The following is a 22,683-nucleotide window of genomic DNA, read 5'->3' as shown; positions in this document are numbered from 1 at the left end:
ACTGTCCGAAAAACTTGATACAGCCCAGTCAATACCTAGGCGAATCTGGGGAGTGGTTGCTGCACGAGACGAAGCGAGCACTGCTGACGGGGTCAACATGCAGAAGCAGGAGTAGATTATGGAACAGCCGACCTGGAACGACCCGGAACTCGCGGCGGGAACCATGGTCCGAGGGGCTCTCTGGCTCATTCAGGTTGTGGGCGAGGGGAACACATTCACGAAGAGTCAACTTCGGGATGCATTCCCTGGTGTCTCTCAGGCAGACCGTCGTATCCGGGACCTGCGTGATTATGGATGGGTCGTGTACTCGAATACGGAAGATGCGACGCTGACAGCGGAGGACCAGAGGTTCGTCAAGGCGGGGGTCCCAGTCTGGGATTCGAAGGCTCGACGCGAGGCTGCTCCGAAGAAGGCGATTTCGAGCAAGGATCGTCAGGCCGCGCTCGCCCGCGACGGATACATGTGCACAGTGTGCGGTATCTCCGGCGCTGAGCCCTACCCCGATGACATGGTAACGACTGCGGTCCTCGCCGTCTCGAGGCGTACTGTAGTGGGCCTTGGTGGCCACGAGACCGTCGTGCTTGTGACCGAATGTAAGCGCTGCAGGGCAGGGCATGGTGATGCTGCCATTGACGTAACCGATGGGATCGCGGCAACCGCTGACCTGGGGGCAGGCGAGTTGCGCCGCCTGTTGCGTTGGATGGAGCGGGGGCGGCGAGGCGCTACCGCGCTTGACCGCGCATGGTCGGCCTATCTTCGCGTACCGCCCGAGCAGCGAGTTGAGATCACTGAAAGGATTCGGAAGATGCAGTAGCAGGTGGCCGCAGGGTATGCGGTTAGCAGGTGAGATGGCCTCGAGAACCAGGTTCATGCCCTGGCGCGAACTGCAACCTTGATGCTGCTCTTTCTTTTCGTGGTTGCTGCTAAGCGAGAAGGATGTGCTGTTGTCGGCGCTGCTGAGGGGAGTCCACTCCGGAGTCCCCTCTGTCGCTGTCACGCGGATGCTAGCCAAGGGGACAGACATTCCGACTGCTGCTCTTCTCTGACGCGAAGCTATCTACGGAGGCGCTCCTGCACCTGGTCCGGACGGTTTTGAAGCGATCTTCATGTTAAAGCGCGGAACGAAGGGAGTCGAGGATTTGTTCTTGGGTCAATAGAGGGTGCTCTTCGGGATATGACCGAGTCCACGAAGGTGGGGAGAATGGAAGCTTGGAAAGTACCGGAAGGCTCTTGGGCGTCATCGGCCGCCAACCGGCGGAGCATGCGCGGAAACCGGAGCCGGGACACCAAGCCGGAGATCGCCATCCGGCGCCTGGTACACGCGGTCGGCCTGCGCTACCGGGTCGCTGCTAAGCCGCTGCCCGGCATGCGGCGCACAGCAGACCTGCTCTTCGGCCCCACCAAGGTGGCGGTCTTCGTGGACGGATGCTTCTGGCACGGGTGCCCGGAGCACTTCGTGCCGCCCAAGACGAACCCGGACTACTGGGACGCGAAGATCGGCGGGAACACTCAGCGTGACCGCGATACCGACACGCGTTTGGCGGAGGCAGGGTGGCTGGTCCTGAGGTTCTGGGAGCACCAGGACCCTGCCGAATGCGCAGACGTTGTGACGGAGGCAGTCTCAGCGCGTAAGCGTGAGCTGTCGGGGGGCAAGGTCCTCGACTAGCCCCTCGAACTGCTCCTCCGGCTGCTCGGCATTGGCGTCGCACGCCCGGAGCGCACGGATGATGGACTCTCCGACGGCCTGGGCGACCGGCGGCGGGAAGGCGTTGCCGACCTGGCGGTAGGCGGCCGTCTTGCGTCCCTGGAACTCCCAGCTGGTGGGAAAGCCCTGGATGATCGCGGCCTGCTGCACTGTCAGCTTGGGGCCCCGCTCCCCGTACAGGTCCCGTTCCTTGTCCTTGGTCTGGCCGTGCGGGTCGGCTACTCCGTGGCCGTCCACTCCGAGTTCGGCCCACGCGCGCTTGGCACGGGTTGGCCCCAAATCCGCGCCGCCGTGCTTCTTTGAACCTCCGACGAGAGTGGGAGCGACCGTTCCCTTTTCCAGGGCCCTGCGCCGCCACTTCTCGTAGTGCCTGCGGCCCTTTGCGGAGCTTCCGAACCGGGTCCGCATGGTCTCGTCGAGGGCTTCTGCCACCGTGACGAGCTTCCCACTGCCCCGGGAAGGGAGGAAGTGGGCCGCTTCCGGCTCCTTCATAGCCACCAGGATGGCCCTCGGCCGCAGTTGTGGGACACCGTAGTCGCGTGCCTCAAGCACGTCCCAGCCGAGGATCCGGTAGTCCAGGCTCTCCAACCGTTCGCGGATCCTGGCCCGGTAGTCACGGAACTTGCGTTCGGGCTCGAGCAGGCCGCGCACGTTCTCGATCATCACGGCGCGGGGCTTCAGCTCCTCGACCATGTCGAGCATGACGGGGAACAGGTCGCGCTCATCGTCTTCGCCGAGCTGTTTGCCGGCCAGGGAGAAGGGCGGGCACGGGACGCCACCTGCCAAGAGTGCCAGTTGCTCGTCTCCGAGGACCTTCTGGAGGTGGTCCATCTCGAAGTCGGTCAGATCCCACTCTAGGACGGAGCAGTCTTTCCAGCGGTGTTTGCGGATGTTGTGCCGAAGCGTTTGAGCGGCATGGGGATCGACCTCGATCAGTGCGCGGTGGTGGAATCCGGCGTTGTGCAGGCCGACCGCTTGGCCGCCTGCCCCCGCGCAGATCTCCACTGACGTGTACGCGCCTGCCCCGTCCGGCATCGTGACTCCTCCTGCTGGTTGGGCCACGGCAGAGCGGGCCGTGGCATGACACTCGTCGAACACCCGATCGATAAGTGTGCAGCCAGCCTAGATGGTGGCATGAGAGCACGGACGGTTTCCAGGAGTGCTGGAGAGAAAGTCCACGTCGTAGGATCCGGGATGTTTCTAGTGTGCGATTCTATGCGCGGAGTGGGACGTTCGGGCCATGTGTGACTCCGGGTTGTGGACAAGTAGTTACTTAGAGGAGTTCGCCGGGCTGGTGTGAAAGAGGGGGACCAGGACCTCGTCGACGATCTCTTCGACCATCTCGTCGCTGATGGGCTCGTGGTGGAAGAGGAAGTGGTTCCTCAGCAAGGCCTGTCCCACCTCCATGCGGCGGGGGGTGAGGGCGTCGGGGCTGATCTCCCCTCGGGCTACGGCCCGGCGGGTGACCTCCTCCATCATCTGGCGGCCCCTGCCCTGGGCGTGGGCGCGCACCCGGTCCATACGCTCCTGGGACAGTAGGACCTCCGCCATCAGGCCGCGTAGGGCCTGTCCGGCGGGCCCGCCGAGGAGCCGGGCCGTCTGGCGCAGGACGGCGACCAGGTCACCGCGCAGCTCGCCGGTGTCCGGCAGCTCGCCCGGGTCGGGGATCACGCTGTACACCGCGTCCATCACCAGCTCGGCGCGGGTGGGCCAGCGCCGGTAGAGCGAGGCCTTGCTGGCCCGCGCCCGCTCGGCGACGCCCTCCATGGTCAGCGCCGCGTAGCCCCGTTCCTCCAGCTCCTGGACGGTCGCGTGCAGGATGGCCGCGATCAGGGCGTCGCCGCGGCGGCGCGGGCGCTTGCGGTGGTCGGTGGTCTGCGGTTCGGCGGCCATGACCGCATCCTACGAAGCCGGCGTGACCCGGCCGGTCCCGCCGTCGACGGTGATCCGGTCGCCGTCGTTGAGGGTGGTGGTCCCCGTGCCGGAGCCCATGACCGCCGGGATGCCGTACTCGCGCGCCACGATCGCCGCGTGCGAGGCGACCGCCCCAGTGTCCACGACCACCGCGGCGGCCCGCTGGAAGAGCGGTGTCCACGAGGGGTTGGTGTAGGGGCACACCAGCACGTCGCCGCTGTCCAACCGGTGGAAGTCCGTGGCGTCGAGGATGATCCGCGCCGTCCCCGTCGCGGTGCCGGCACTGGCCGGGGTTCCGGTGACCAGGGCGTTCCCCGTGTTCTTCGGCGGGAAGACGCGGGCCGGGTCGATCAGGCGCACACCGGTGAGCTCGGCGCGCTTGGCCGCCCGGGCGCGAACGAGAGAGCGCAGCCGCTCGACCTGTTCGGCGGGCATCGCCTCGACGTCGGCGACCTCCTGGACCTCCTCCAACCGCAGGTGGAAGACGTCGAAGGGCTCGTCCACCACCCCCGCCTCGACCAGCCGGGCGCCGATCTCCAGTAGGGACCGGCGCAGGGCGGGCAGGCTCGCCGTGAAGTAGAAGTGCGAGTCCTCGCGGAACGCCATGCCCTGCTGGGCGGCGCGCACCCACCGGGTCATCCGTGCGCGAGCCCGCGTTCCGCGCAGGAGCGGGTGGGCGAGCAACCGGGCCAGCGCCCGTTCGGAACGGGACCCCCGGTCCTCGCCCCGCGGCTGGTCCACCAGGACCCGCACGAGCCCGATCACGCTCTCCGGCGACTCGGCGAGCGTCGGCGGGCTGACCAGCAGCGGGGTGGCCGTCTCGCGGCGCCCGAACTCGCGCCGGAAGGCGTCGAGCTCGCCGCCGAACGCGCCCACGGGGCCGGTTCCCTCACGGACGGCGGTCAGTATCTCGGCCGGATCCGCGGTCGCGAACAGCTCGCGCAGCTCGGGCACGGCCCGCACCCGGTCGGCGAGGCCCTGTAGGGCCTGGTTGGCGTCCTCGGTCCGGGTGCGCGCGCCGCCGATCAAGTCGCCCAGCAGCGACCGCCGGCCCAGGAGCGCGGTGGCCGCCGCCAGCCGCCCCAGCGCGAGCGCCGCGCCGGGCAGGTAGGCCGACCGCAGCTCACGGCACGGCCCCATGAGGGCGAGTGCCCTCTCGGGTACCCGCAGCAGCTCTGACCAGGGAAGGGAGGGCAGGTCTAGTTCGTCCAGAGCGTCGGCGTCGCGCAGGAAGCGCGAGAGCACGGGGTCCTCCCGCCAGGTGTTGACGTCGTGCCTCCGGGCCCGGTGGACCAGCTTGAAGGGTGTGAGCAGGGCGCGCGGCGCGGGGTGGGGCGCGGGCGGAACGAGCTCTACGACCACCCCGTCCTCCTCCCGGAGATAGTCCTCGAAGGCCGCGGCGATGCCGAGGTCGGCCATGAGGTCCCGCATCATCTTGGCGGGACCGAGCCCGAGCCACGTGCTCACGTCCATGGGGTAGGGGCGTGTGGGGATGTACTCGGTGAGGATCGAACCGAGCAGGCGCTGGCGCCGGTTGAGCGGGACCGAGAGCGGCGGCAGGGCCGTCATCGGGCGGGCCTGGACGATGTGGGCCTGCCCGTCGCTGATGCTCCATTCGATGTCCTGGGGCCGCCCGAAGTGCGCGGCGATCGTGCGGGCGTGCGCGGCCAACTCGGCCAGCTGGTCGTCGGTGAGCAGGCGGCCCCCGCCGTCACGGGGGGAGTCCTCCCGCGCGACGCCCCCGCCGGCCTCGGAACGGATGACCACCTCGCCGCGCCCGGCCGACCAGTCGAGTAGGGCGCCGCGCTCGTCCAGGACGTAGTGGTCGGGGGTGACCAGCCCGGAGACCACGGCTTCGCCCAGGCCCGCCCCCGCGTCGACGATGACCCGGCCGCGGTCGCCGGTGACCGGGTCGGCGGTGAACATGACACCGGCGACGTCGGACTCCACCATGGTCTGCACGACCACGGCGATCCGCACCTCGGTGGGGTCGATGGCGCGCTCGTGGCGGTAGGCGACGGCCCGGTCGGTCCACAGCGAGGCCCAGCAGCGGCGGACGGCGTCCACCACCGCGTCGGCGCCGATCACGTTGAGGTAGGTGTCCTGCTGCCCGGCGAAGGCGGCGCCGGGCAGGTCCTCGGCGGTGGCGCTGGAGCGCACGGCCACGGGGACGTCGGTGCCCAGGTCGGCATAGGCGGTGGTGATCGCGGCGCGCAGGTCGTCGGCGACCGGCGCGCCCTCCAGGTCGGCACGCAGCGCGGCGGCGTCGGAAACGGTGGAGGAGTCTGAGGCGGCGCCCGCGGCGCCCGCGGCGCCCGCGGCACCCGCGGCGCCCGTGGAGGCGTCGGGAGTGGCGGGCGCGGTCCCGCCACCGGACCCGGCGGCCAGCTTCGCGTCGAGCCCGACCGCGCGGGCCGCGGCGGCGTAGGCGTCCGTGGTGACCACGAACCCGGGCGGGACGGGCAGCCCCGCGCGCAGCAGTTCGCCCAGGTTGGCGCCCTTGCCGCCGACCTCTGCGAGGTCGTCGGCTCCGAAGGAGGCGAGGGGGGAGACGAGCCGGTCGTGTGTCATCGGGACTCCTCGTTCAGTGCGGTGTGGGCCGTGGTGCGCAGGGGGAGCGCGGGGAAGGCGAGCGTGAGCAGGAACGCCAGGCCCAGGAGGGGCGCCATCGCGAGCAGGGCGGACGGCACGGCGGAGCCGAAGGCCGCCTCCACGAGCCCGCGCGTGGGCTCGGGCAGGGCGGCGATCGCCTCGGGGGACAGGGCGCGCGGGTCTCCCACGCCCTCCGGCACCCGCGCGTGGAACGAGCGGGTGATGAGGGCGCCGACGACGGCCACGCCGACGCTCGCGCCCACCTGGCGCAGGAAGAGGACGGCGGAGGTGGCCGCCCCCAGATCGGCGTGGTCGACCGCGTTCTGTGCGGCGAGCATGACCACCTGCATCACCAGGCCGATCCCCAGTCCCACGAGTACCAGCAACGCGGTCAGCGCACCCGTGCCCAGATCTGCCCCGAACAGCCCCAGCAGGGTGAGGCCGATCGCCGCGACGGCCGTTCCGACGATCGGGTAGCGGCGGTAGCGGCCGGTCCGCGTGATCAGCCGACCCGACACGACCGTGCTGACGAGCGCCCCGGCCATCATCGCGGTGACCAGCAGTCCGGCCCGCGTGGCCGTGGTGCCCAGGCTGACCTGGGCGTAGGCGGGGACGTAGGTGAGGGTGCCGAACAGGCCGAACCCGACGAGGAAGCTCACCGCCACCGGCAGGGCGAACGCGCGGTCGCGCAGCAGGCGCGGCGGCAGCACGGGGTCGCGCGCGAACGCGGCGGTCAGCGCCCACAGTCCGATCACGACGACGGTGCCGAGCAGCAACGCGGGCAGGGCCCACGCGGGGTAGGCGTCGGGCCGGGCGAGCCGGTCGGCGGTCAGGACCACGCCGACGACGGTCCCGGCCAGGGCCGCGGCCCCGGCGTAGTCGACCGGCGGGCGGCCTTGGGGGCGCGGCAGCCGCAGAGTCAGGCTGAGGGCGGCCAGGGCGGCCAGACCGAGCGGCGGGTGGACGGCGAAGATCCACCGCCAGGACAGGTGGTCGACCACGACCCCGCCGAGCAGCGGGCCGCCCACCGCCGCGACCACGTAGACCGCGCCGAACAGGCCCAGGTAGCGGCCGCGTTCACGAGGGCTGACGATCTCGCCGACGATCGCCTGCGCGCCGATCATCAGACCTCCGCCGCCCAGACCCTGGACGACGCGGGCGGTGACGAACCCCGGGAGGGTGGTGGCGGTCGCGGCCATGAGCGCGCCGGCGACGAACAGCAGGACCGCGGCCTGGATGAGGGGCTTGCGGCCGTAGCGGTCGCCGAGCCTTCCGACCAGCGGCATCACGGCCGTGGCGGAGACGAGGTAGGCGGTCACGACCGTGGGCATGTGCTCCAGTCCGCCGAGGTCGCCGGCGATCTCGGGGAGCGCGGGCGCCATGGCGGTCTGGTCCAGGGCCGCCAGCAGCATGGCCAGGAGCAGGCCCGGGAGGGCGAGGGCCACGGAGGTCGTTCGCTGTGCCACGAGACCTCCTCAAGTAGAGAACGGTTAGTTCTCTAGTAGGCTAGCCCGCGGAGTTAGTGAACGCAACGTTTCCTCTGGCTTGATCTCAGGAGAACCCGGCCCGCCGCAGACGACGACGGCGCCGCTCGTGGGGCGGCGCCGTCGGGGCGCGCAGGCGTGCGCGTACGCGGGAGCAGGGGCGGCTACCGTGCGGCCGCGGCCGTGGCAGGGCCGCCGGCGGCGAGTCGGTCCAGGTCCCAGGGGTCGTGCGCGGAGAACACGCTCACCTCGTCCCCGTGCAGTCGGGCCAGCTCCCGCAGTCGCGCCTGGTTGCCCAGCCGGAGCGCGCGGTCCACCTCGGCCGAGTCCTGCACCAGGTCCAGCTCAGGGTGCCCGGCGGGCTCGTCCGGGTCCATCTCCCCGTGGAAGTAGTAGGCGTCCCCGGCGTGCAGCAGCCACCGCTCCCGCGACCCGCCCCCGCCATCGACGCGAACCGCCACCCCGCTGTGCCCCCGGGTGTGGCCGCCCAGCGGTACGAGCAGGATGTCCGGCGGCAGGCCGTCGAGCGGCCGCACCGTGTCGAACCCGAACCAGCCCTCCCCGCCCGCCGCGCGGTCCGCCGGATAGCCGACCCACCGCGGCCGGTGGGCCCAGTGCGCCGACCGGTAGCGCCCGGTTCCGGGCGGCAGCGGGTTCGGTCCGGTCGCCGCCGTCAGCTCCTCCTCGTGGAGGTGCACCCGGGCGTGCGGGAAGTCGGCCAACCCGCCCGCGTGGTCCACGTCCAGGTGCGTCAGCACGATGTGGCGGACGTCCTCGCGCTGGTAGCCCAGGCGCTCCACCTGCCGGACCGCCGTCTCCTCCAGGTCCAGCCGGGGCGCGGTCATCGCGATGAAGTCCGGGCCCAGCGTCGCCTCCGCGTCGCGGACGTCGTTCGTGCCGAAACCGGTGTCGACCAGGACCAATCCGTCGTCGGTCTCCACGAGCAGGCAGTGGTTGACGGCGGGCCGCGGGTCCAGTTCGCGTCCCCCGACCCGGATCGCGCTGAGTTCTCGCATCGATCCGCAGTTGAGGTGGTGGACGTGCATCGTGTGCTCCTTCGAAGAGTCGGCCCAGGGCCAGGGCCTGCTGCGGCGTGGCCGGGTCGCTGGTTCTGCGGAGTGGCAGAACTATAGACCGATCGGTCTACTTATTTCTAGCCCAAGCCACCCCCAGCGCCTTCGGGCCCGCCCGCCTTCGGATCCACCCGCCTTCGGATCCGCCGCAGGGTCCCGCATCGGCGGTCCGGGGGAGGTCGGCCCCCGGTCAGTGGATACGCTCGGCGCGACAGGCACACCTTCGGGGAGGACGAAGAACATGACAGCGACCGCAGTCGTGACCGGCGCCAGCAGCGGAATCGGGGCCGCCACCGCGCGCGGACTCGCGGCCGAGGGCTACGACGTGGTCCTCGTCGCCCGGCGCGCCGACCGGATCGAGGCCCTGGCCGAGGAGATCGTCAAGGCCGGCCACAGCGCCCGCGCCGAGGTCCTCGACGTCACCGACCGGGCCGCCGTGGACGCCTTCGCTGAGGCCCTGCCCGCCTGCTCGGTCCTGGTCAACAACGCGGGCGGCGCGATCGGCAGGGAGACCGTCGCCACGGGCGACCCGGCCGACTGGCGCGCGATGTACGAGGTCAACGTGTTGGGCGTGCTCCACATGACCCAGGCGCTGCTGCCGAAGCTGATCGCGAGCGGTGACGGCACGGTGCTCGTCGTGTCCTCCGTCGCCGGGCACGTGGTCTACGAGGGCGGTGGCGGCTACGTGGCCGCCAAGCACGGCGCGCACACCCTGGCCGCCACCCTGCGGCTCGAACTGTGCGGCGAGCCCGTGCGCGTGCTGGAGGTGGCGCCGGGGATGGTCAAGACCGAGGAGTTCTCACTCAACCGGTTGCGCGGCGACGCCGAGGCGGCCGAGGCGATCTACGACGGGGTGCCCGACCCGCTCAGCGCGGAGGACGTCGCCGACACCATCGTCTGGGCGGTCACCCGGCCCCCGCACGTGAACATCGACCTCCTGGTGGTGCGCCCGCGCGCCCAGGCCGCCCAGCACAAGGTCCACCGGGTCAAGGAGTAGGGAACGGTAGCCGCTCCGACCGGCGGCCCTCGCAGGAGTCGGCCCCGGGCGTCAGGCTCGGGATCGCCGGTGCCACTCATGGCCGGATCCGGCGACGGCTGCCGGTCGGCCGCGCTCCCGCCTCCGCCTCCGGCTCACGCCCCGGGGCGCGGGGCGCGGGCCGCGCGGCGGCGGGGCGGGGCCGGTTCGAGGCCCGGGTCGGGAACGCGCGCGGGCACCTCGCGGTCGGCGAACGGCAGCGTGCCCGCGTAGCCCACGGTGACCGGCGTCGGCGCCGACGAGGTCTTTCGCGTTGAGGCGCCCGGGATGGACCACATCCCCGACGCCGACCGGCACGGCGGTCCGCGCGACCTGTTCTGGGTCTGGTTCGGCGCCAACCTGACCTTCATTTTCGTCATCAACGGCGCCCTCGTCGTCGGACTCGGCCTGGGGTTCTGGGCGGCCGTCACGATCTTCGCGGTCGGCGCCGCGCACCAGAGCGATAGTAGAAGTTGGTGGGGCAGCCGTCAGGGCATGCCGTGTCTTTGGACGTGCCGTTCAGTCCCTCGGGGATCCATCACGTGATCTTTTGGGATTCGCACCCACATGCCGCTATGACTCCGCTACTGTCGCGGCATGTCCAGGTACAGGTTGTATCCCACGGGCGCGCAGGAGCAGGTGATGCTCGGCCACTGCGCGCACGCCCGGTACGCCTGGAACCTGGCGTTGGAGGTCAACGCTACGTACCGTAAAGGCGGGGTCCGGCGGGAGAAGCCGGTTCGCTATGCAGGGATGTGCCGGATGCTGTCCGAGGTGCGCCGTACCGATACCACCGGCATGGACCCCGAGACGGCTGCTGAGTTCGCGTGGGTGGCCTCTGGCAACGCTGACATCCAACAGCAGGCCCTCAAGGACTTCGACCGGGCCCTGTCGAACTTCCTGGGCGGGTCGCATGGGTACCCGACCTGGCGCAAGAAGTACCGCAGCGAGGGCTTCCGGGTCATCGGCAGCGGGCGAGTGCCCGCCTACACTCCAGACGGGGAATTGGTGCTCAATGCCAAAGGCAGGCAGGTCCACCACCGTCAGGTTCTAGTGGGAAAGCTGAACAGCAAGTGGGCGCAGGTCAAGGTGCCCGGGTGCGGTTGGGTGAAGTTCCGCCTCACACGCCGTCAGTTGCCGGACGCCAAGTCGTTTCGTGTCACCTATCGCCACGGGCAGTGGCATGTGGCCTTCGCTGTCGTCCCCGCCCCGATCCCGTCGCCCGGTAACGGCGAGGTGGTCGGGATCGACCGTGGGGTGGTGGTCACCGCCGCGCTGTCGGACGGGCGGACACTGAATTGCCCGCAACTCACCGGCAAGGAGAGGGCGACGGTTCGCAAACACGAGCGCCGAGCAGCCCGCGCTCCCAAGGGCAGTGCCCAGAAGAGGGTCGAGCACGCCAGGGTCGCCCGGCTCAAAGCCCGGGAGGCCGCTCGGCGCAAGGACTGGTGTGAGAAGACGTCCACGCTGCTGGCTCGCACCTTCGACACGATCCGGTTCGAGGACCTGCAGATCAAGAACATGACCCGCACCGCGCGGGGCACTGCTGAGGAGCCGGGCCGGAACGTGCGGGCCAAAGCGGGGTTGAACCGGGCGATCCTTGCCCAAGGGTGGGGGCTACTCCGTACCCGCACCGGGCACAAAGCGTCCGGCAGGGTCGAGGACATCCCGCCCAAGGACACGAGTCTGCGGTGCAGCGAATGCCAGTGGATCGACAAGAACTCCCGCAAGAACCAAGCGACGTTCGTCTGTACCCACTGTGGCTTCACCTGCAACGCTGACACCAATGCTTCCAACAATGTCGCGGCAGGACAGGTCGAAAGACCCGCCCCCCGAGGGGTTCGTGCCGGAGGGACGACCAGGCGCAAGTCTGCGGTCAAGAACGTCCGTGAACCTCAGCCCCGATGGGTTGGAATCCCCCTCTTTTAGGGAGGGGGAGGATGTCAATTCGACGCGCACGCCGACACCGGGAACATCGACTTCGGCTCGCTGCTCGGCCACGGCCTGCCCATGCGGCGGCTCATCGAGTCCGGAGCCGTGCGCGGCGACCGGTTCGTCCAGATGGGCCTGCGCGGCTACTGGCCCGAGCCGGAGACCCTGGCGTGGATGGCCGAGCAGGGCATGCGCTGCTACGAGATGAGCGAGATGGGCGCCCGGGGGCTGAACGCCTGCCTGGACGAGGTGTTCGCGCTGGCCACCGACGAGTGCGAGGAGGTCTTCCTGTCCGTGGACGTCGACGTCGTCGACCCCGGCATGGCCCCCGGCACCGGCACCCCCGAACCGGGCGGGATGACCTCCCGAGAGCTGCTCGACGCGGTGCGCCGGATCTGCGTGGAGCTGCCGGTCGTGGGGCTGGACATCGTGGAGGTCTCACCCGACCACGACCACGCCGACATCACGGCGATGCTGGGCAACCGTGTGGTGCTGGAGGCGCTGTCGGGGATCGCCGCCCGGCGCCGGGGCCTGGGCTGGGACCCGACGCGGCCCTTGCTCGACGGCCTCGGGCACTGACTCCCGCGGGGACTCGGGCACTGACACCCGCGGGGGCCGGAGAGCAGCAGGACAACGGGAGACGGAAAGCGGAGAACCGGCGAACCGTTGCACCGGCGAACCGGCGAACCGGCGAACCGGCGCAGCGGTGCAGCGGCGCATCGGAAAACGGCGCACCGGCGCATCGGCGTCGAGGGGAACGGGGGAGTGAGGAGTGTGAGGGGCGTGGGGTGATGGGCGCTACCGGGCGCGCCCACCGGAACGCGGTGGCTCAGGGCTGTGCGGGCCCCTTCGGCCGGGTCAGGCGGCGTCCATGTCGGAGGACAGCAGCTCCACCAGTTCGTCGAGCGCCCGTTCGGCGGCGCCCTCCTCGGCGTCGTCACAGGTCAGCGTGACCGTCTCGCCGTGGTCGGCGCCCAGCGCCATCACGGCCAGCATGCTGCGCGCGTCCACCGGGTCCTGGTCCGGGCGGGCGATGAACACGGGCAGGCCGGTCTCGTTGACCGCCTTGACGAACAGGGTGGCCGGTCGGGCGTGCAGCCCGAGCCGTGAGCCGATGGTCACGGTGCGCTGGGTCGGCATGTCGTTCCTTTCAGTCGGTGAGGGGGTACGTCGGTACGTCTACGTCAGAGCCGGTCGATCCGCTGGTGCGGGTCCGGCTCGGCCACCACGGTGGTCTCATGGGCGGCGACGTCCTCGGGGGTCGGAACGGTCGTCCCGGGCAGGGACACCGCCGCCGCTCCCCAGGACACGGCACGCGCCAGCCCCTTGTCGGGGGGACCGTCCTGGCTGAGGAAGCCGGCCAGCGAGCAGTCGCCCGCGCCCACCGTGCTCCGCGCCCGGACGAGGGGACCGCGCGCCCACCAGCTGCACGTGTCGTCGACGAGTATCGCGCCATGTCCGCCCAAAGTCACCAGGGCCTGTTCGTTGCCCCAGGACAGAACCTCCCTGGCCGCCGTGACGACCTCGCCGACGGTGGGAAGACCACGGCCGGCCAGCTCCTCCAGCTCCTCGTGGTTGGGCTTGAGCAGGGCCACCGAACCCGCCCGCGCGGCCTTGGCGAGGGGCTCGCCGGAGGAGTCCAGGGCGAGCGGGACGCCGTACCGGGCGGCCAGTTCCGCGACGCGGACGTAGAAGGCGGTGTCCGCGCCGCCCGGCAGGCTCCCGCACGCCACGATCCAGTCGGGCCCACGGGCCAGCTCCTCCTCCACCACGTCCAGGAGGGCGCCGAGCTCGGCGGTGGAGAGGACGGGTCCCGGGGCGTTGAGCTTGGTGGTGGTGCCGTCGGGCTCCGCGACCGTGATGTTGGCCCGCGTCTCGCCGTCGATGGGCACGGTGGCGCGCGGCAGGTCGCCGAGCAGCGCGGTCAGCTCGGCGCCGCCGCCTCCACCGACGGGGAGCACCGCCCGCGTGGGGACGTCCGCGCCGCTGAGCGCGCGCGCCACGTTGACGCCCTTGCCCCCGGGATGGGCGCGGGTCGCGCGCACCCGTAGGACCTCGCCCCGAATGAGGCCGTCCACCTCCAGGGTGTGGTCCACGCTCGGGTTCGGCGTGAGGGTCAGGATCATCGGTGGCTCTCTTCGACGGTGTCTGCGCGGCCCGGTCTGACTGTGTGAGTGTCTTCGATTATGTGTGTTTGGTTGTGTGTGTCAACAGTGGTGCCCTCCTGTGGTCGCCGTCCGGTCTGCGGTGCCGGGGGAGGGTGGCGGAGTCGTCGCGGTGCCGTCCTGCCTGTTCGAGGCGTTGTGGGAGGAGGGTGGCGATGGACGGTCGCGAAGGTGTGCTCTGTGGGTGTTGCCGGGATATTGATGGAAGCTACCACTTGTGTGTGGTGGGCAACACGTCTAAGCTCACTGAAAACCACACCGAAACACAGGTGATCCAACATGTACGCGGAAGAACGCCAGCAGGTGATCCTCGAACGCGCCCGCCGTGACGGCCGGGTCGACGTCACGGGGCTCTCCTCGGAGTTCGACGTCACCTACGAGACCATCCGGCGGGACCTCACGGCGCTCGAACGCCACGGTGTCCTGCGCAGGGTCCACGGCGGCGCGATTCCGGTCGAGCGACTGGGCTTCGAACCCGCGCTCAACGTGCGCGATTCCGTGCTGACCGACGAGAAGGAGCGGATCGCCAAGGCCGCGCTCGCCGAGCTACCCGAGGAGGGCGCCATCCTCCTCGACGCCGGCTCCACCACCGGACGCCTGGCCGAGCAGCTGCCGACCGACCGCGAGCTCACCGTGGTCACCAACTCCCTCTCCATCGCACTCACACTCACCACACGAACCAACATCAACCTCATGCTGCTCGGTGGTCGCCTGCGCAACCGCACTCAGGCCACCGTCGACGCGTGGGCCCTGCGCTCGCTGGCGGAGTCCTTCGTGGACGTGGCCTTCATGGCCGCCAACGGCGTCTCCGTCGAACGGGGTCTGACCACACCCGACGCGGCCGAGGCCGAGGTCAAGCGGGCCATGATCTCCTCCTCGCGCCGGGCCCTTCTCCTCGCGGACCACACCAAGGTCGGCAACGACCACTTCGCGCGCTTCGCGGGAGTGGGGCAGCTCGACACGATCATCACCGACACCGGCCTCGCCGCGGGGCTCGCGGACGAACTCGAGTCCGCGGGACCGCGAGTCCTCACGGTCTGACCCACGCCCACCTCTCACCACCATCCGGCTCGGCGCCTCGCCGGCCCGCCTCCCAGGAGGTCTCCCCCCATGTCCAACCAGCAGACCAGCGAGCGCCTCGCGTCCGTGCGTTCCGGCGTCCAACGCTTCGGCGGCTTCCTGTCGAGCATGGTGATGCCCAACATCGGCGCGTTCATCGCCTGGGGCCTTCTCACGGCCCTGTTCATCGAGAGCGGCTGGACGCCCAACGCGACCCTGGCCGAACTCGTCGGGCCGATGATCACCTTCCTCCTGCCGCTGCTGATCGCCTACACCGGCGGCCACCTGGTCTACGACCGGCGCGGCGGCGTGGTCGGAGCGGTCGCCGCGATGGGCGTCATCGTCGCCGCGGACATGCCGATGTTCCTCGGCGCGATGGTCATGGGCCCGCTCGGCGCCTACCTGATCAAGAAGGTCGACCAGGTCCTCCAGCCCCGTACGCCCACGGGCTTCGAGATGCTGGTCAACAACTTCAGCGCCGGCATCCTGGGCGGACTCCTGGCGGCCCTGGGCGTCTACGCGGTGGCCCCCGCGGTCACCGCCATCGCCCGCGGGCTCGGGGCGGGCGTGCAGTTCCTCATCGACATGAGCCTGCTGCCGCTGGTGTCGGTCATCGTCGAGCCGGCCAAGGTCCTGTTCCTCAACAACGCCCTCAACCACGGCGTCCTGGGACCGCTGGGCGTGGCCCGGGTGGCCGAGCAGGGCAAGGCCATCGAGTTCCTCATCGAGACCAACCCCGGCCCCGGCCTGGGCATCCTACTGGCCTGCCTGTTCTTCGGGCCCAAGATCAGCCGCGCCACCGCTCCGGGCGCGATCATCATCCACTTCTTCGGCGGCATCCACGAGATCTACTTCCCGTACATCCTCGCCCAGCCGAAGCTCATCCTCGCCGCGATCGGCGGCGGAATGTCCGGTGTGGCCACCTTCATGGTCATGGACGCCGGACTGCTGGCCACCCCCGCACCCGGGAGCATCATCGCCCTCATGGCGGTGACCCCGCGCGGGGACCACCTCGCCGTCCTGGCGGGCGTCACGATCGCCACCCTCGTCTCCTTCGCGCTGGCCTCGGCCCTGCTCGGTTTCGGCCGGGCCGAGCGGCGCGCCGCGAAGGAACAGAAGGAGGCGGCCACCGCACAGCAGAACAAGGAGGCCACGTCATGACCACCATTCAGGGGTCCGACATCCGCAAGGTCGTCGTCGCCTGCGACGCCGGCATGGGCAGCAGCGTCATGCTGACCAGCCAGCTCCAGCGCACGCTCAAGCCGTACGGCGTCACCGTCGAGCACGCCCAGGTGGACCGGGTGCCCGCCGACGCCGACGTGGTCCTGTGCCACTCCGGCCTGCTGTCCCGCGCGCGGGGCAACCTCCCCGGCAAGGTCGTCGTCGGCTTCCAGATGTTCATGGGCGATCCGGCGTTCGCCCGCCTGGAGAGCGCGGTCAAGGAGGGCGGTCCCCTTGCCGACTGATCTCGCGCTGACCGCCGACGCCGTCCGGCTGGGCAGCACCGCGGCCGACAAGGCCGAGGCCATCGACCAGTGCGGTGCCCTGCTCGTCGAACTGGGCGCGGTCGAGCCCGGCTACGTGCCCGCGATGCACGAGCGCGAGGCCTCGGTCAGCACGTTCCTCGGCGAGGGCGTGGCCATCCCGCACGGCACCGACGCCTCGCGGGCGCTGATCAACCGGACCGCCCTGGCCTTCGTCCAGTTCCCCGACGGGGTCGACTGGGACGGGAACACCGCGTACCTGGCAGTCGGCATCGCCGCCTCCGGGGACGAGCACATCGGGGTGCTGTCCGCCCTGGCGACCGTGCTCAGCGACCCCGAGCGGGCCCAGCGGCTGCGCTCGGCGTCGGACCCCTCCGACGTGCTCGCCCTGCTCGGCCCCGGCGCGGGCGGCTGAGGGCGGACCGCTCCGTCCGGCCGTCCGCGACCGGGCAGGGCGGGCCGTTCAGCCCGGCCCCGCGCCGCCCCAGGCCCTCGCGCAGTCCCCGGCCGCGCCGGCGCCCTGACCTCGCGCCGCGCGCATGCCCCATCGAGCCGCTCACCCCGGCGCGGCGGTCCACTCCCCGCCCGCGCCAGGGCTCCCCGCGTCGCCGTTCTCGGCGCGGGGAGCCCTTTCACCATCACGAAAGGCACCACCATGCTCGTCGCCCGCTTCTACGCCCCCGGTGACATCCGCCTGGAGCAGGCACCCGAACCCGCCGTCGGCCCCGGCCAGCTCAAGATCGCCGTCGCCAACTGCTCCACCTGTGGAACGGATGTGAAGATCTCCCGCCACGGCCACCACCACATCGACCCGCCCCGGGTGATCGGGCACGAGATCACCGGCCGGATCAGTGAGATCGGCGAGGGCGTCACGGGCTGGTCCGAGGGCGACCGCGTCCAGGTCATCGCGGCGATCCCTTGCGGCGCCTGCCACGAGTGCGAGGCCGGCCGGATGCCCGTGTGCTCCCGCCAGCAGTCCATGGGCTACCACTACGACGGCGGGTTCGCCGAGTCCATGATCATCCCCGAGGCCGTGCTCGCCGTCGACGGCGTCAACCGGGTGCCCGAGAACATCGACCTGGCCGAGGCGTCGCTGGCCGAACCGCTGGCCTGCGTGCTCAACGGCCAGGAGATCGCGGGGGTCGGCGAGGGCGACACCGTGGTGGTCATGGGCGCCGGCCCCATCGGCTGCCTGCACGTGCGGCTGGCCCGCGCCCGCGGCGCCGCCCGCGTGTTCCTGGTCGACATCAACCGGGGGCGCCTGGACATGTCCGCCGACGTCGTCCGGCCGGACGCGGCCATCGCCGGTGAGGAGACCGACGCCGTCGCCGAGGTCCTGCGCCTGACCGGAGACCGGGGCGCGGACGTCGTCATCACCGCGGCCGCCTCCGGGCGCGCGCAGGAGGACGCGCTGCGCATGGTGGCGCGCGGCGGCCGGGTCAGCTTCTTCGGCGGCCTGCCCAAGGACAACCCGATCATCCAGCTGGACTCCAACCTCGTGCACTACCGGGAGATCTCGATCTTCGGCGCGAACGGGTCCAGCCCGGCGCACAACCGCCGTGCCCTGGAGCTGATCTCCACGGGCGCCGTGCCCGTCGCCGACCTCATCACCGAGCGGATGAGCCTGTCCGACGTGCACAAGGCCATCGAGACCGTCGCCTCGGGGACCGCGATCAAGGTGACGATCCAGCCGTGACGCCGCTCCGCCCCACTGGCGTCCCGGCGCCTTTCACGGTTGGGTGTGGGCGAGGCATTCGCACACGCCCGCTGGTCCAGGCGATGGGCCGGGGTGAGCCGAGACCGATCGACGACCCGAGCCAGGAGCGATGATGCCGCAGACCGGCCACCCAGACATTCCCACACCCAGGGACGCCGCCCGCGAGGGCGCGTCCGCGGAGGGGCCCGACCACGCGGCTCCCTCCACCGGTTCCGCCCCCGCCGCGAGCGCCTCCGCGGCCCCCACCCGGCTGGAGGGGATCCCCGCCGCTCCGGGCGCCGCCGTCGGCCCCGTCGCGCGGATGTCCGCGCCGCCGACCCTGCCCGAGACCCGTCCCGCCTCGGCGGGCGCCGAGGCCGAGGCCGACCGGGCCCGCCAGGCCCTCGAACGGGTCGCCGAGCAGTTCGACGCGCGGGCGGAGGGCCTGGAGGAGGAGGCCGCCGCGGTCCTGGGCGCGCTCGCGCTCATGGCCCGTGATCCCGAGCTGGCCCGCCGGACGGCCGAGCGCACGGGGCAGGGCGATCCCGCGGCGTGGGCGGTCCACGCCGCCTGCGGCGCCTACCAGGAGCTCCTGCTGGCGGCCGGGGGCTACCTGGCCGAACGGGCCGCCGACCTCGCCGACATCCGCGACCGCGCCGTCGCCCACCTGCTCGGCCTGCCGATGCCCGGTCTGCCCGACCCCGGACGGCCGCACGTGCTGGTCGCCGACGACCTCGCTCCGGCCGACACCGTGCAACTGGACACCGAGCAGGTCCTGGCGGTCGTCACCCTGCACGGCGGTCCCACCAGCCACACCGTGATCCTGGCGCGGTCGCTCGGCATCCCCGCGGTCGTGGGCTGTCGGGGCGCCGACGGCCTGGTCGACGGCACCCAGGTGGCGGTCGACGGTGACACGGGACGGGTCGACGTCGACCCGGACGAGGAGCGGTCCGCCTCGATCCTGCTGCGGGCCCGGCGCCGCGGTGAGCTGCTGGCCGGCTCCGTGGGGCCCGGTCGCACCGCCGACCGCGCTCCGGTGGCCCTGCTGCTCAACGTCGGCGAGGGCGACCCGGACGAGGCCGGAGCGCACGACAGCGAGGGCGTGGGACTCCTGCGCACCGAGTTCCTGTTCCTGGAGCGCTCCGAGCCGCCGACGGTGGCCGAGCAGACCGCCGTCTACGCGCGGCTGTTCCGCGCCTTCGACGGCCGTACCGTCACCGTGCGCACGCTGGACGCGGGCTCGGACAAGCCGCTGGCCTTCGCCGGAACCGGACCCGAGGACAACCCGGCGCTGGGCCGGCGGGGCTTTCGCACGGCCCGCGTGCACCCGGAGCTGCTGACCGACCAGCTGGCGGCGATCCGAGCCGCCGCCGACGGGTCCGGCGCGCGGGTGCGGGTGATGGCGCCGATGGTGTCCACCCCGGCCGAGGCGTCGGAGTTCGTCGCGCTGGCCCGGGAGGCCGGGATCACCGAGGCGGGCGTCATGATCGAGGTGCCCGGCGCGGCCCTGCTGGCCGACCGGCTGCTGCCGAGGGTGGACTTCGTGTCCATCGGAACCAACGACCTCGCGCAGTACACCATGGCCGCGGACCGGACCCTGGGCACGATGCCGGACCTGCTCGACCCGTGGCAGCCCGCGCTGCTGGAGCTGGTGGGCACGGTCGGCGGAGCGGGGGAGCGGTCCGGGCGCGCGGTGGGCGTGTGCGGCGAGGCCGCGGCCGACCCGCTGCTCGCGGTGGTCCTGGTCGGGCTGGGCGCGACGAGCCTGTCGATGGCCGCGCCGGCGCTGCCCGCGGTGCGCCACGCGCTGGCCCACCACACGAAGGCGGAGTGCCGGAGCCTGGCCGGGCTCGCCCTGGCCGCCGCCACCGCGGCGGAGGCCAGGGAGGCGGTCCGCGCCGCGGCGAGCCCGGACGTCGCCGACCTCTGAGGCGGAGCCGAACCCGGTCGGCCCCGAACGCGCGCACGAGGACGCCCCGCGAGCAGCACGGCTCGCGGGGCGTTCCGCTGTCCGCTGTCCGTCGTCGGCTGTCCGCTGTCCGCTGGCCGGGTTCTCGGTGGCCCGGAGGCGCTCCGGTGCCCGGTGTCCCGGGGACGGGTCAGCTCGGTGGCGCCGTGGAGCGGCCGGGCCCGCAGGTCCGGTCCGGCGTGCCCCAGTCGCCGTCGAGCACCTCGGGAAGCAGGTCCAACTGCCGCAGGCACGCCCGCGGCAGCTCGTCGAAGTCGGATTCGGCGGCCAACCAGGCGCCGACCCCCGTGTTCACCGCCGCGTAGAACACCGCGGCCGCCAGGTCCGGCCGCGGGTCGGTGGCCGGGTCGACCCCGGCGCGTTCGGCGACCACGGCCGCGAGCTGCTTCTGCCGCACGTGGCAGTACCGCATGTGCGTGGCCAGGAGTTCGGGGCTCTGCTTCATCAGCTTGGCGGCGCCGCCCCGCAGCATCATGGACGCGCGGTCGACGCGGTCCCACTGGTCGCTGAGCGCGTTGCGCAGCGCGACGAGCGGGGGTTCGCCGCAGGGGCGCTCGCGCAGGGCGTCGAAGAGGTGCTGGTCCACGCCCTCCAGCGCCTCCAGGAGGAGGTCCTCCTTGGAGGGGAAGTAGCGGAAGAACGTGCGCTGGGAGACCCCCACCCGGGCGGCGATCTCCTCGGTGGTGGTCGCCTGGTAGCCGTTCTCGTGGAACAGGCGCAGCGCGGTGTCGAGCAGGGCGTCGTGCAGCTGGGCCTTCTTGCGTTCGCGCAGGCCGCCGGTCGGTGCCTCGGTGCTCGTCGCGCTCATCGCCGTGCCTCCACCAGGGGTCGTTCTGCCTGGAGCATACCAGCGCGCCCGATGTAAGGTCAGTCACAGACAAAAGTCAGTTGCTGACAAGTGTCAGTGGTTGCCATAATCTTGCGGCAGACGTCGCGACCGCAAGGGGACCCCATGACCGCACAGACCACCGCCCCACCGACCACCCGGGCGGGAGGACTGAGGAACAGCCCCTGGGGCACCCTGGTCGCCATCGCCTTCGGCGTGATGATGGTGGCCCTGGACGGCACGATCGTCGCGGTCGCCAACCCCGCCATCGGGGCGTCCCTGGGCGCCTCGCTCGCCGAACTCCAGTGGGTCACGCACGGCTACCTGCTCGGGCTCGCCGTCTTCCTCATCACCGCGGGCAAGCTCGGTGACCGCTTCGGCCACCGGCGCACCTACCTCGTGGGAGTCGTGGGATTCGTCCTGTCCTCGGTGGCGATCGCGCTCTCCTTCGGCGTCATCATGCTCGTCGTGTTCCGCGTCCTGCAAGGCGTTTTCGGCGCCCTGCTGCTGCCCGCCGCGATGGGCCTGCTGCGCTCCAGCTTCCCGCCGGAGAAGCTCGGCCGGGCCTTCGGCGTCTTCGGCAGCCTCATCGGCGCGGCCACGGCCGGCGGACCGATCCTCGGCGGCGTCCTGGTGGGAGCGTTCGGCTGGGAGGCGGTGTTCTACATCAACGTCCCGGTCGGCGCGATCGCCCTGGGGCTCAGCCTGTGGCTGCTGCGGCCCAACCAGGCGACCGACCCCGGCTCGCGCATGGACGTCCCCGGCATCATCCTGCTCAGCGTCGCCATCTTCGCGCTAGTGTGGGCGCTGGTCGAGGCGCCGACCGCGGGGTGGGGCGCCCCCGTCACCCTCGGATCGCTCGGCGCGGCCGTGGTCGTGGGCGTGCTGTTCGTGCTGTGGGAACGCCGTCCGAAACACCCGCTGGTCCCGCTGGCGCTGTTCGCCAACCCGTCGATCTCCATCGGCACCGTGATCATGGTGTTCATGGCGGTCAGCCTGATGGGGTCGCTGTTCTTCATCACCTTCTACCTGCAGGGCGCGCGCGGGATGAGCCCGGCGCAGACCGGTCTCCAGCTGCTGCCGATGACCGGCATGATGGCGATCACCTCGCCCATCGCGGGCCGGATCCTGGACCGCGTCGGGCCCCGGATCCCCACCGCCGCGGGTCTGGTGGTGAGCACGATGGGCATGTTCATGCTCTCCCGGCTGACCATGGAGACCTCCGTGGTCTACCTGTCGGCGGCCTTCATCCTGCTCGGCATGGGCCTCAGCCTCGTGATGACCGGTGCCACGGCCGCGATCATCGGCGCCGCGCCGATGCGGTTCGCCGGGGTCGCCTCCGCGGTCCAGCAGGCCGCGATGCAGCTCGGCGGGTCCCTGGGGACCGCGGTGCTGGGCGCCGTGATGTCGGCGACGATCATCTCCACCCTGCCCGGGCGCCTGGCCGACGCCGGCCTGCCCGCTCCGGGCGCCGACGAGCTGCGGGCCGACCAGAGCACGGTCGCGCAGGGCGGGGCCGTGGTGCCCGAGGGCGCCGCCCCCGACGTCGCCGCCGCCGTCACCGAGGCCAGCAACCTGGCCTTCCTCAGCGGGTTGCAGTGGGCGTTCGGGATCGCCGCGGCCCTGTTGGCGCTGTCCGCGGTGATGTCCCTGTTCATGCGCGGCGGGATGACCGGAGCGGGCTCCGAGGACGAGGAGTCCGAGGGTGCGGCCGTGCCCGCCGTCCACGTCTGAGGGGTGTACGACCGAGGGGGAGGGCCCGTCCGCGG

General features: G+C 71.6%; 20 protein-coding genes and 1 pseudogene. 13 read left to right on the top strand and 8 right to left on the bottom strand.

From position 1 onward, the window contains the following. The first annotated feature begins 118 nt into the window (after nt 1-118). Complete coding sequence (locus DFP74_RS07450; protein WP_199725532.1) at nt 119-814, top strand: hypothetical protein; 696 nt, start codon at nt 119-121, stop codon at nt 812-814. Nucleotides 815-1,201: 387 nt separating this feature from the next. Next, nucleotides 1,202-1,666: a very short patch repair endonuclease gene (locus DFP74_RS07445; protein ID WP_121188100.1), complete on the top strand. Its 465-nt coding sequence runs from the start codon at nt 1,202-1,204 to the stop codon at nt 1,664-1,666. On the opposite strand, the gene DFP74_RS07440 is transcribed toward DFP74_RS07445, so the two are convergent. From DFP74_RS07440 to DFP74_RS07420, 5 genes are all read right to left on the bottom strand, one after another. Then, the gene (locus DFP74_RS07440; RefSeq protein ID WP_121181023.1) at nt 1,622-2,740 is read right to left on the bottom strand and encodes a DNA cytosine methyltransferase; all 1,119 of its coding nucleotides are present in this window, start codon (nt 2,738-2,740) and stop codon (nt 1,622-1,624) included. The two genes, DFP74_RS07445 and DFP74_RS07440, sit on opposite strands and share 45 nt — an antisense overlap. A gap of 234 nt (nt 2,741-2,974) precedes the next feature. Further along, a complete protein-coding gene (locus DFP74_RS07435; protein ID WP_121181022.1) occupies nt 2,975-3,598 on the bottom strand; it encodes a TetR/AcrR family transcriptional regulator in 624 nt (207 codons plus the stop codon). A gap of 9 nt (nt 3,599-3,607) precedes the next feature. Beyond that, nucleotides 3,608-6,190 carry a PEP/pyruvate-binding domain-containing protein gene (locus tag DFP74_RS07430; RefSeq protein WP_121181021.1) on the bottom strand — a complete coding sequence of 861 codons (2,583 nt, stop codon included), beginning with the start codon at nt 6,188-6,190 and terminating at the stop codon, nt 3,608-3,610. Next, nucleotides 6,187-7,677: an MFS transporter gene (locus tag DFP74_RS07425; RefSeq protein ID WP_233570850.1), complete on the bottom strand. Its 1,491-nt coding sequence runs from the start codon at nt 7,675-7,677 to the stop codon at nt 6,187-6,189. The genes DFP74_RS07430 and DFP74_RS07425 overlap by 4 nt, the downstream gene beginning before the upstream one ends. 182 nt (nt 7,678-7,859) lie before the next feature. Further along, the gene (locus DFP74_RS07420) at nt 7,860-8,741 is read right to left on the bottom strand and encodes an MBL fold metallo-hydrolase (RefSeq protein WP_121181020.1); all 882 of its coding nucleotides are present in this window, start codon (nt 8,739-8,741) and stop codon (nt 7,860-7,862) included. Between the two features lie 268 nt (nt 8,742-9,009). Here DFP74_RS07420 and DFP74_RS07415 point away from each other — a divergent pair, with 268 nt between their 5' ends. The 4 genes and pseudogenes from DFP74_RS07415 to DFP74_RS07395 all read left to right on the top strand — a co-directional run. Continuing rightward, complete coding sequence (locus DFP74_RS07415) at nt 9,010-9,765, top strand: SDR family oxidoreductase (protein ID WP_121181019.1); 756 nt, start codon at nt 9,010-9,012, stop codon at nt 9,763-9,765. 306 nt (nt 9,766-10,071) lie between these two features. Then, a complete protein-coding gene (locus tag DFP74_RS34220; protein WP_233570849.1) occupies nt 10,072-10,329 on the top strand; it encodes a cytosine permease in 258 nt (85 codons plus the stop codon). A gap of 51 nt (nt 10,330-10,380) precedes the next feature. Beyond that, nucleotides 10,381-11,712 (top strand): RNA-guided endonuclease TnpB family protein, encoded by a 1,332-nt coding sequence (locus DFP74_RS07400; RefSeq protein ID WP_121181018.1) that lies wholly within the window; start codon nt 10,381-10,383, stop codon nt 11,710-11,712. Between the two features lie 27 nt (nt 11,713-11,739). Then, nucleotides 11,740-12,294, top strand: a pseudogene (locus DFP74_RS07395) (arginase family protein); the annotation flags it as partial. A gap of 279 nt (nt 12,295-12,573) precedes the next feature. On the opposite strand, the gene DFP74_RS07390 reads toward DFP74_RS07395, so the two are convergent. Both DFP74_RS07390 and pfkB read right to left on the bottom strand, forming a co-directional pair. Further along, nucleotides 12,574-12,855: an HPr family phosphocarrier protein gene (locus DFP74_RS07390; protein WP_121181017.1), complete on the bottom strand. Its 282-nt coding sequence runs from the start codon at nt 12,853-12,855 to the stop codon at nt 12,574-12,576. A gap of 44 nt (nt 12,856-12,899) precedes the next feature. Continuing rightward, entirely contained in the window at nt 12,900-13,841 is a 942-nt protein-coding gene (gene pfkB / locus DFP74_RS07385) for a 1-phosphofructokinase (protein WP_121181016.1), read from the bottom strand. A 318-nt stretch (nt 13,842-14,159) separates the two neighbouring features. Here pfkB and DFP74_RS07380 point away from each other — a divergent pair, with 318 nt between their 5' ends. The 6 genes from DFP74_RS07380 (at nt 14,160) to DFP74_RS07355 (ending at nt 20,049) form a co-directional block, all read left to right on the top strand. After that, nucleotides 14,160-14,921 carry a DeoR/GlpR family DNA-binding transcription regulator gene (locus DFP74_RS07380; protein ID WP_121181015.1) on the top strand — a complete coding sequence of 254 codons (762 nt, stop codon included), beginning with the start codon at nt 14,160-14,162 and terminating at the stop codon, nt 14,919-14,921. Nucleotides 14,922-14,990: 69 nt separating this feature from the next. Next, nucleotides 14,991-16,100: a PTS mannitol transporter subunit IICB gene (gene mtlA, locus DFP74_RS07375; RefSeq protein WP_121181014.1), complete on the top strand. Its 1,110-nt coding sequence runs from the start codon at nt 14,991-14,993 to the stop codon at nt 16,098-16,100. Further along, nucleotides 16,097-16,405: a PTS lactose transporter subunit IIB gene (locus tag DFP74_RS07370; RefSeq protein WP_121181013.1), complete on the top strand. Its 309-nt coding sequence runs from the start codon at nt 16,097-16,099 to the stop codon at nt 16,403-16,405. Before mtlA ends, DFP74_RS07370 begins: the two co-directional genes overlap by 4 nt. After that, nucleotides 16,395-16,838, top strand: a complete 444-nt coding sequence (locus DFP74_RS07365) for a PTS sugar transporter subunit IIA (RefSeq protein WP_121181012.1) — start codon at nt 16,395-16,397, stop codon at nt 16,836-16,838. The genes DFP74_RS07370 and DFP74_RS07365 overlap by 11 nt, the downstream gene beginning before the upstream one ends. A gap of 240 nt (nt 16,839-17,078) precedes the next feature. After that, nucleotides 17,079-18,119, top strand: coding sequence for a zinc-dependent dehydrogenase (locus DFP74_RS07360; protein WP_121181011.1), 1,041 nt, complete (start codon nt 17,079-17,081; stop codon nt 18,117-18,119). Between the two features lie 133 nt (nt 18,120-18,252). After that, entirely contained in the window at nt 18,253-20,049 is a 1,797-nt protein-coding gene (locus DFP74_RS07355; RefSeq protein WP_121181010.1) for a phosphoenolpyruvate--protein phosphotransferase, read from the top strand. Nucleotides 20,050-20,218: 169 nt separating this feature from the next. Here DFP74_RS07355 and DFP74_RS07350 read toward each other — a convergent pair whose 3' ends face one another. Next, nucleotides 20,219-20,896, bottom strand: a complete 678-nt coding sequence (locus DFP74_RS07350; RefSeq protein ID WP_121181009.1) for a TetR/AcrR family transcriptional regulator — start codon at nt 20,894-20,896, stop codon at nt 20,219-20,221. Between the two features lie 144 nt (nt 20,897-21,040). On the opposite strand from DFP74_RS07350, the gene DFP74_RS07345 reads away from it, so the two are divergent. Continuing rightward, nucleotides 21,041-22,648, top strand: coding sequence for a DHA2 family efflux MFS transporter permease subunit (locus DFP74_RS07345; protein WP_121181008.1), 1,608 nt, complete (start codon nt 21,041-21,043; stop codon nt 22,646-22,648). Nucleotides 22,649-22,683: the final 35 nt, after the last annotated feature.

This window comes from Nocardiopsis sp. Huas11 (assembly GCF_003634495.1).
GTDB lineage: Bacteria > Actinomycetota > Actinomycetes > Streptosporangiales > Streptosporangiaceae > Nocardiopsis.
The sequence above is the reverse complement of the archived record's forward strand: the minus strand, read 5'-3'. Positions and strand labels throughout refer to the sequence as shown.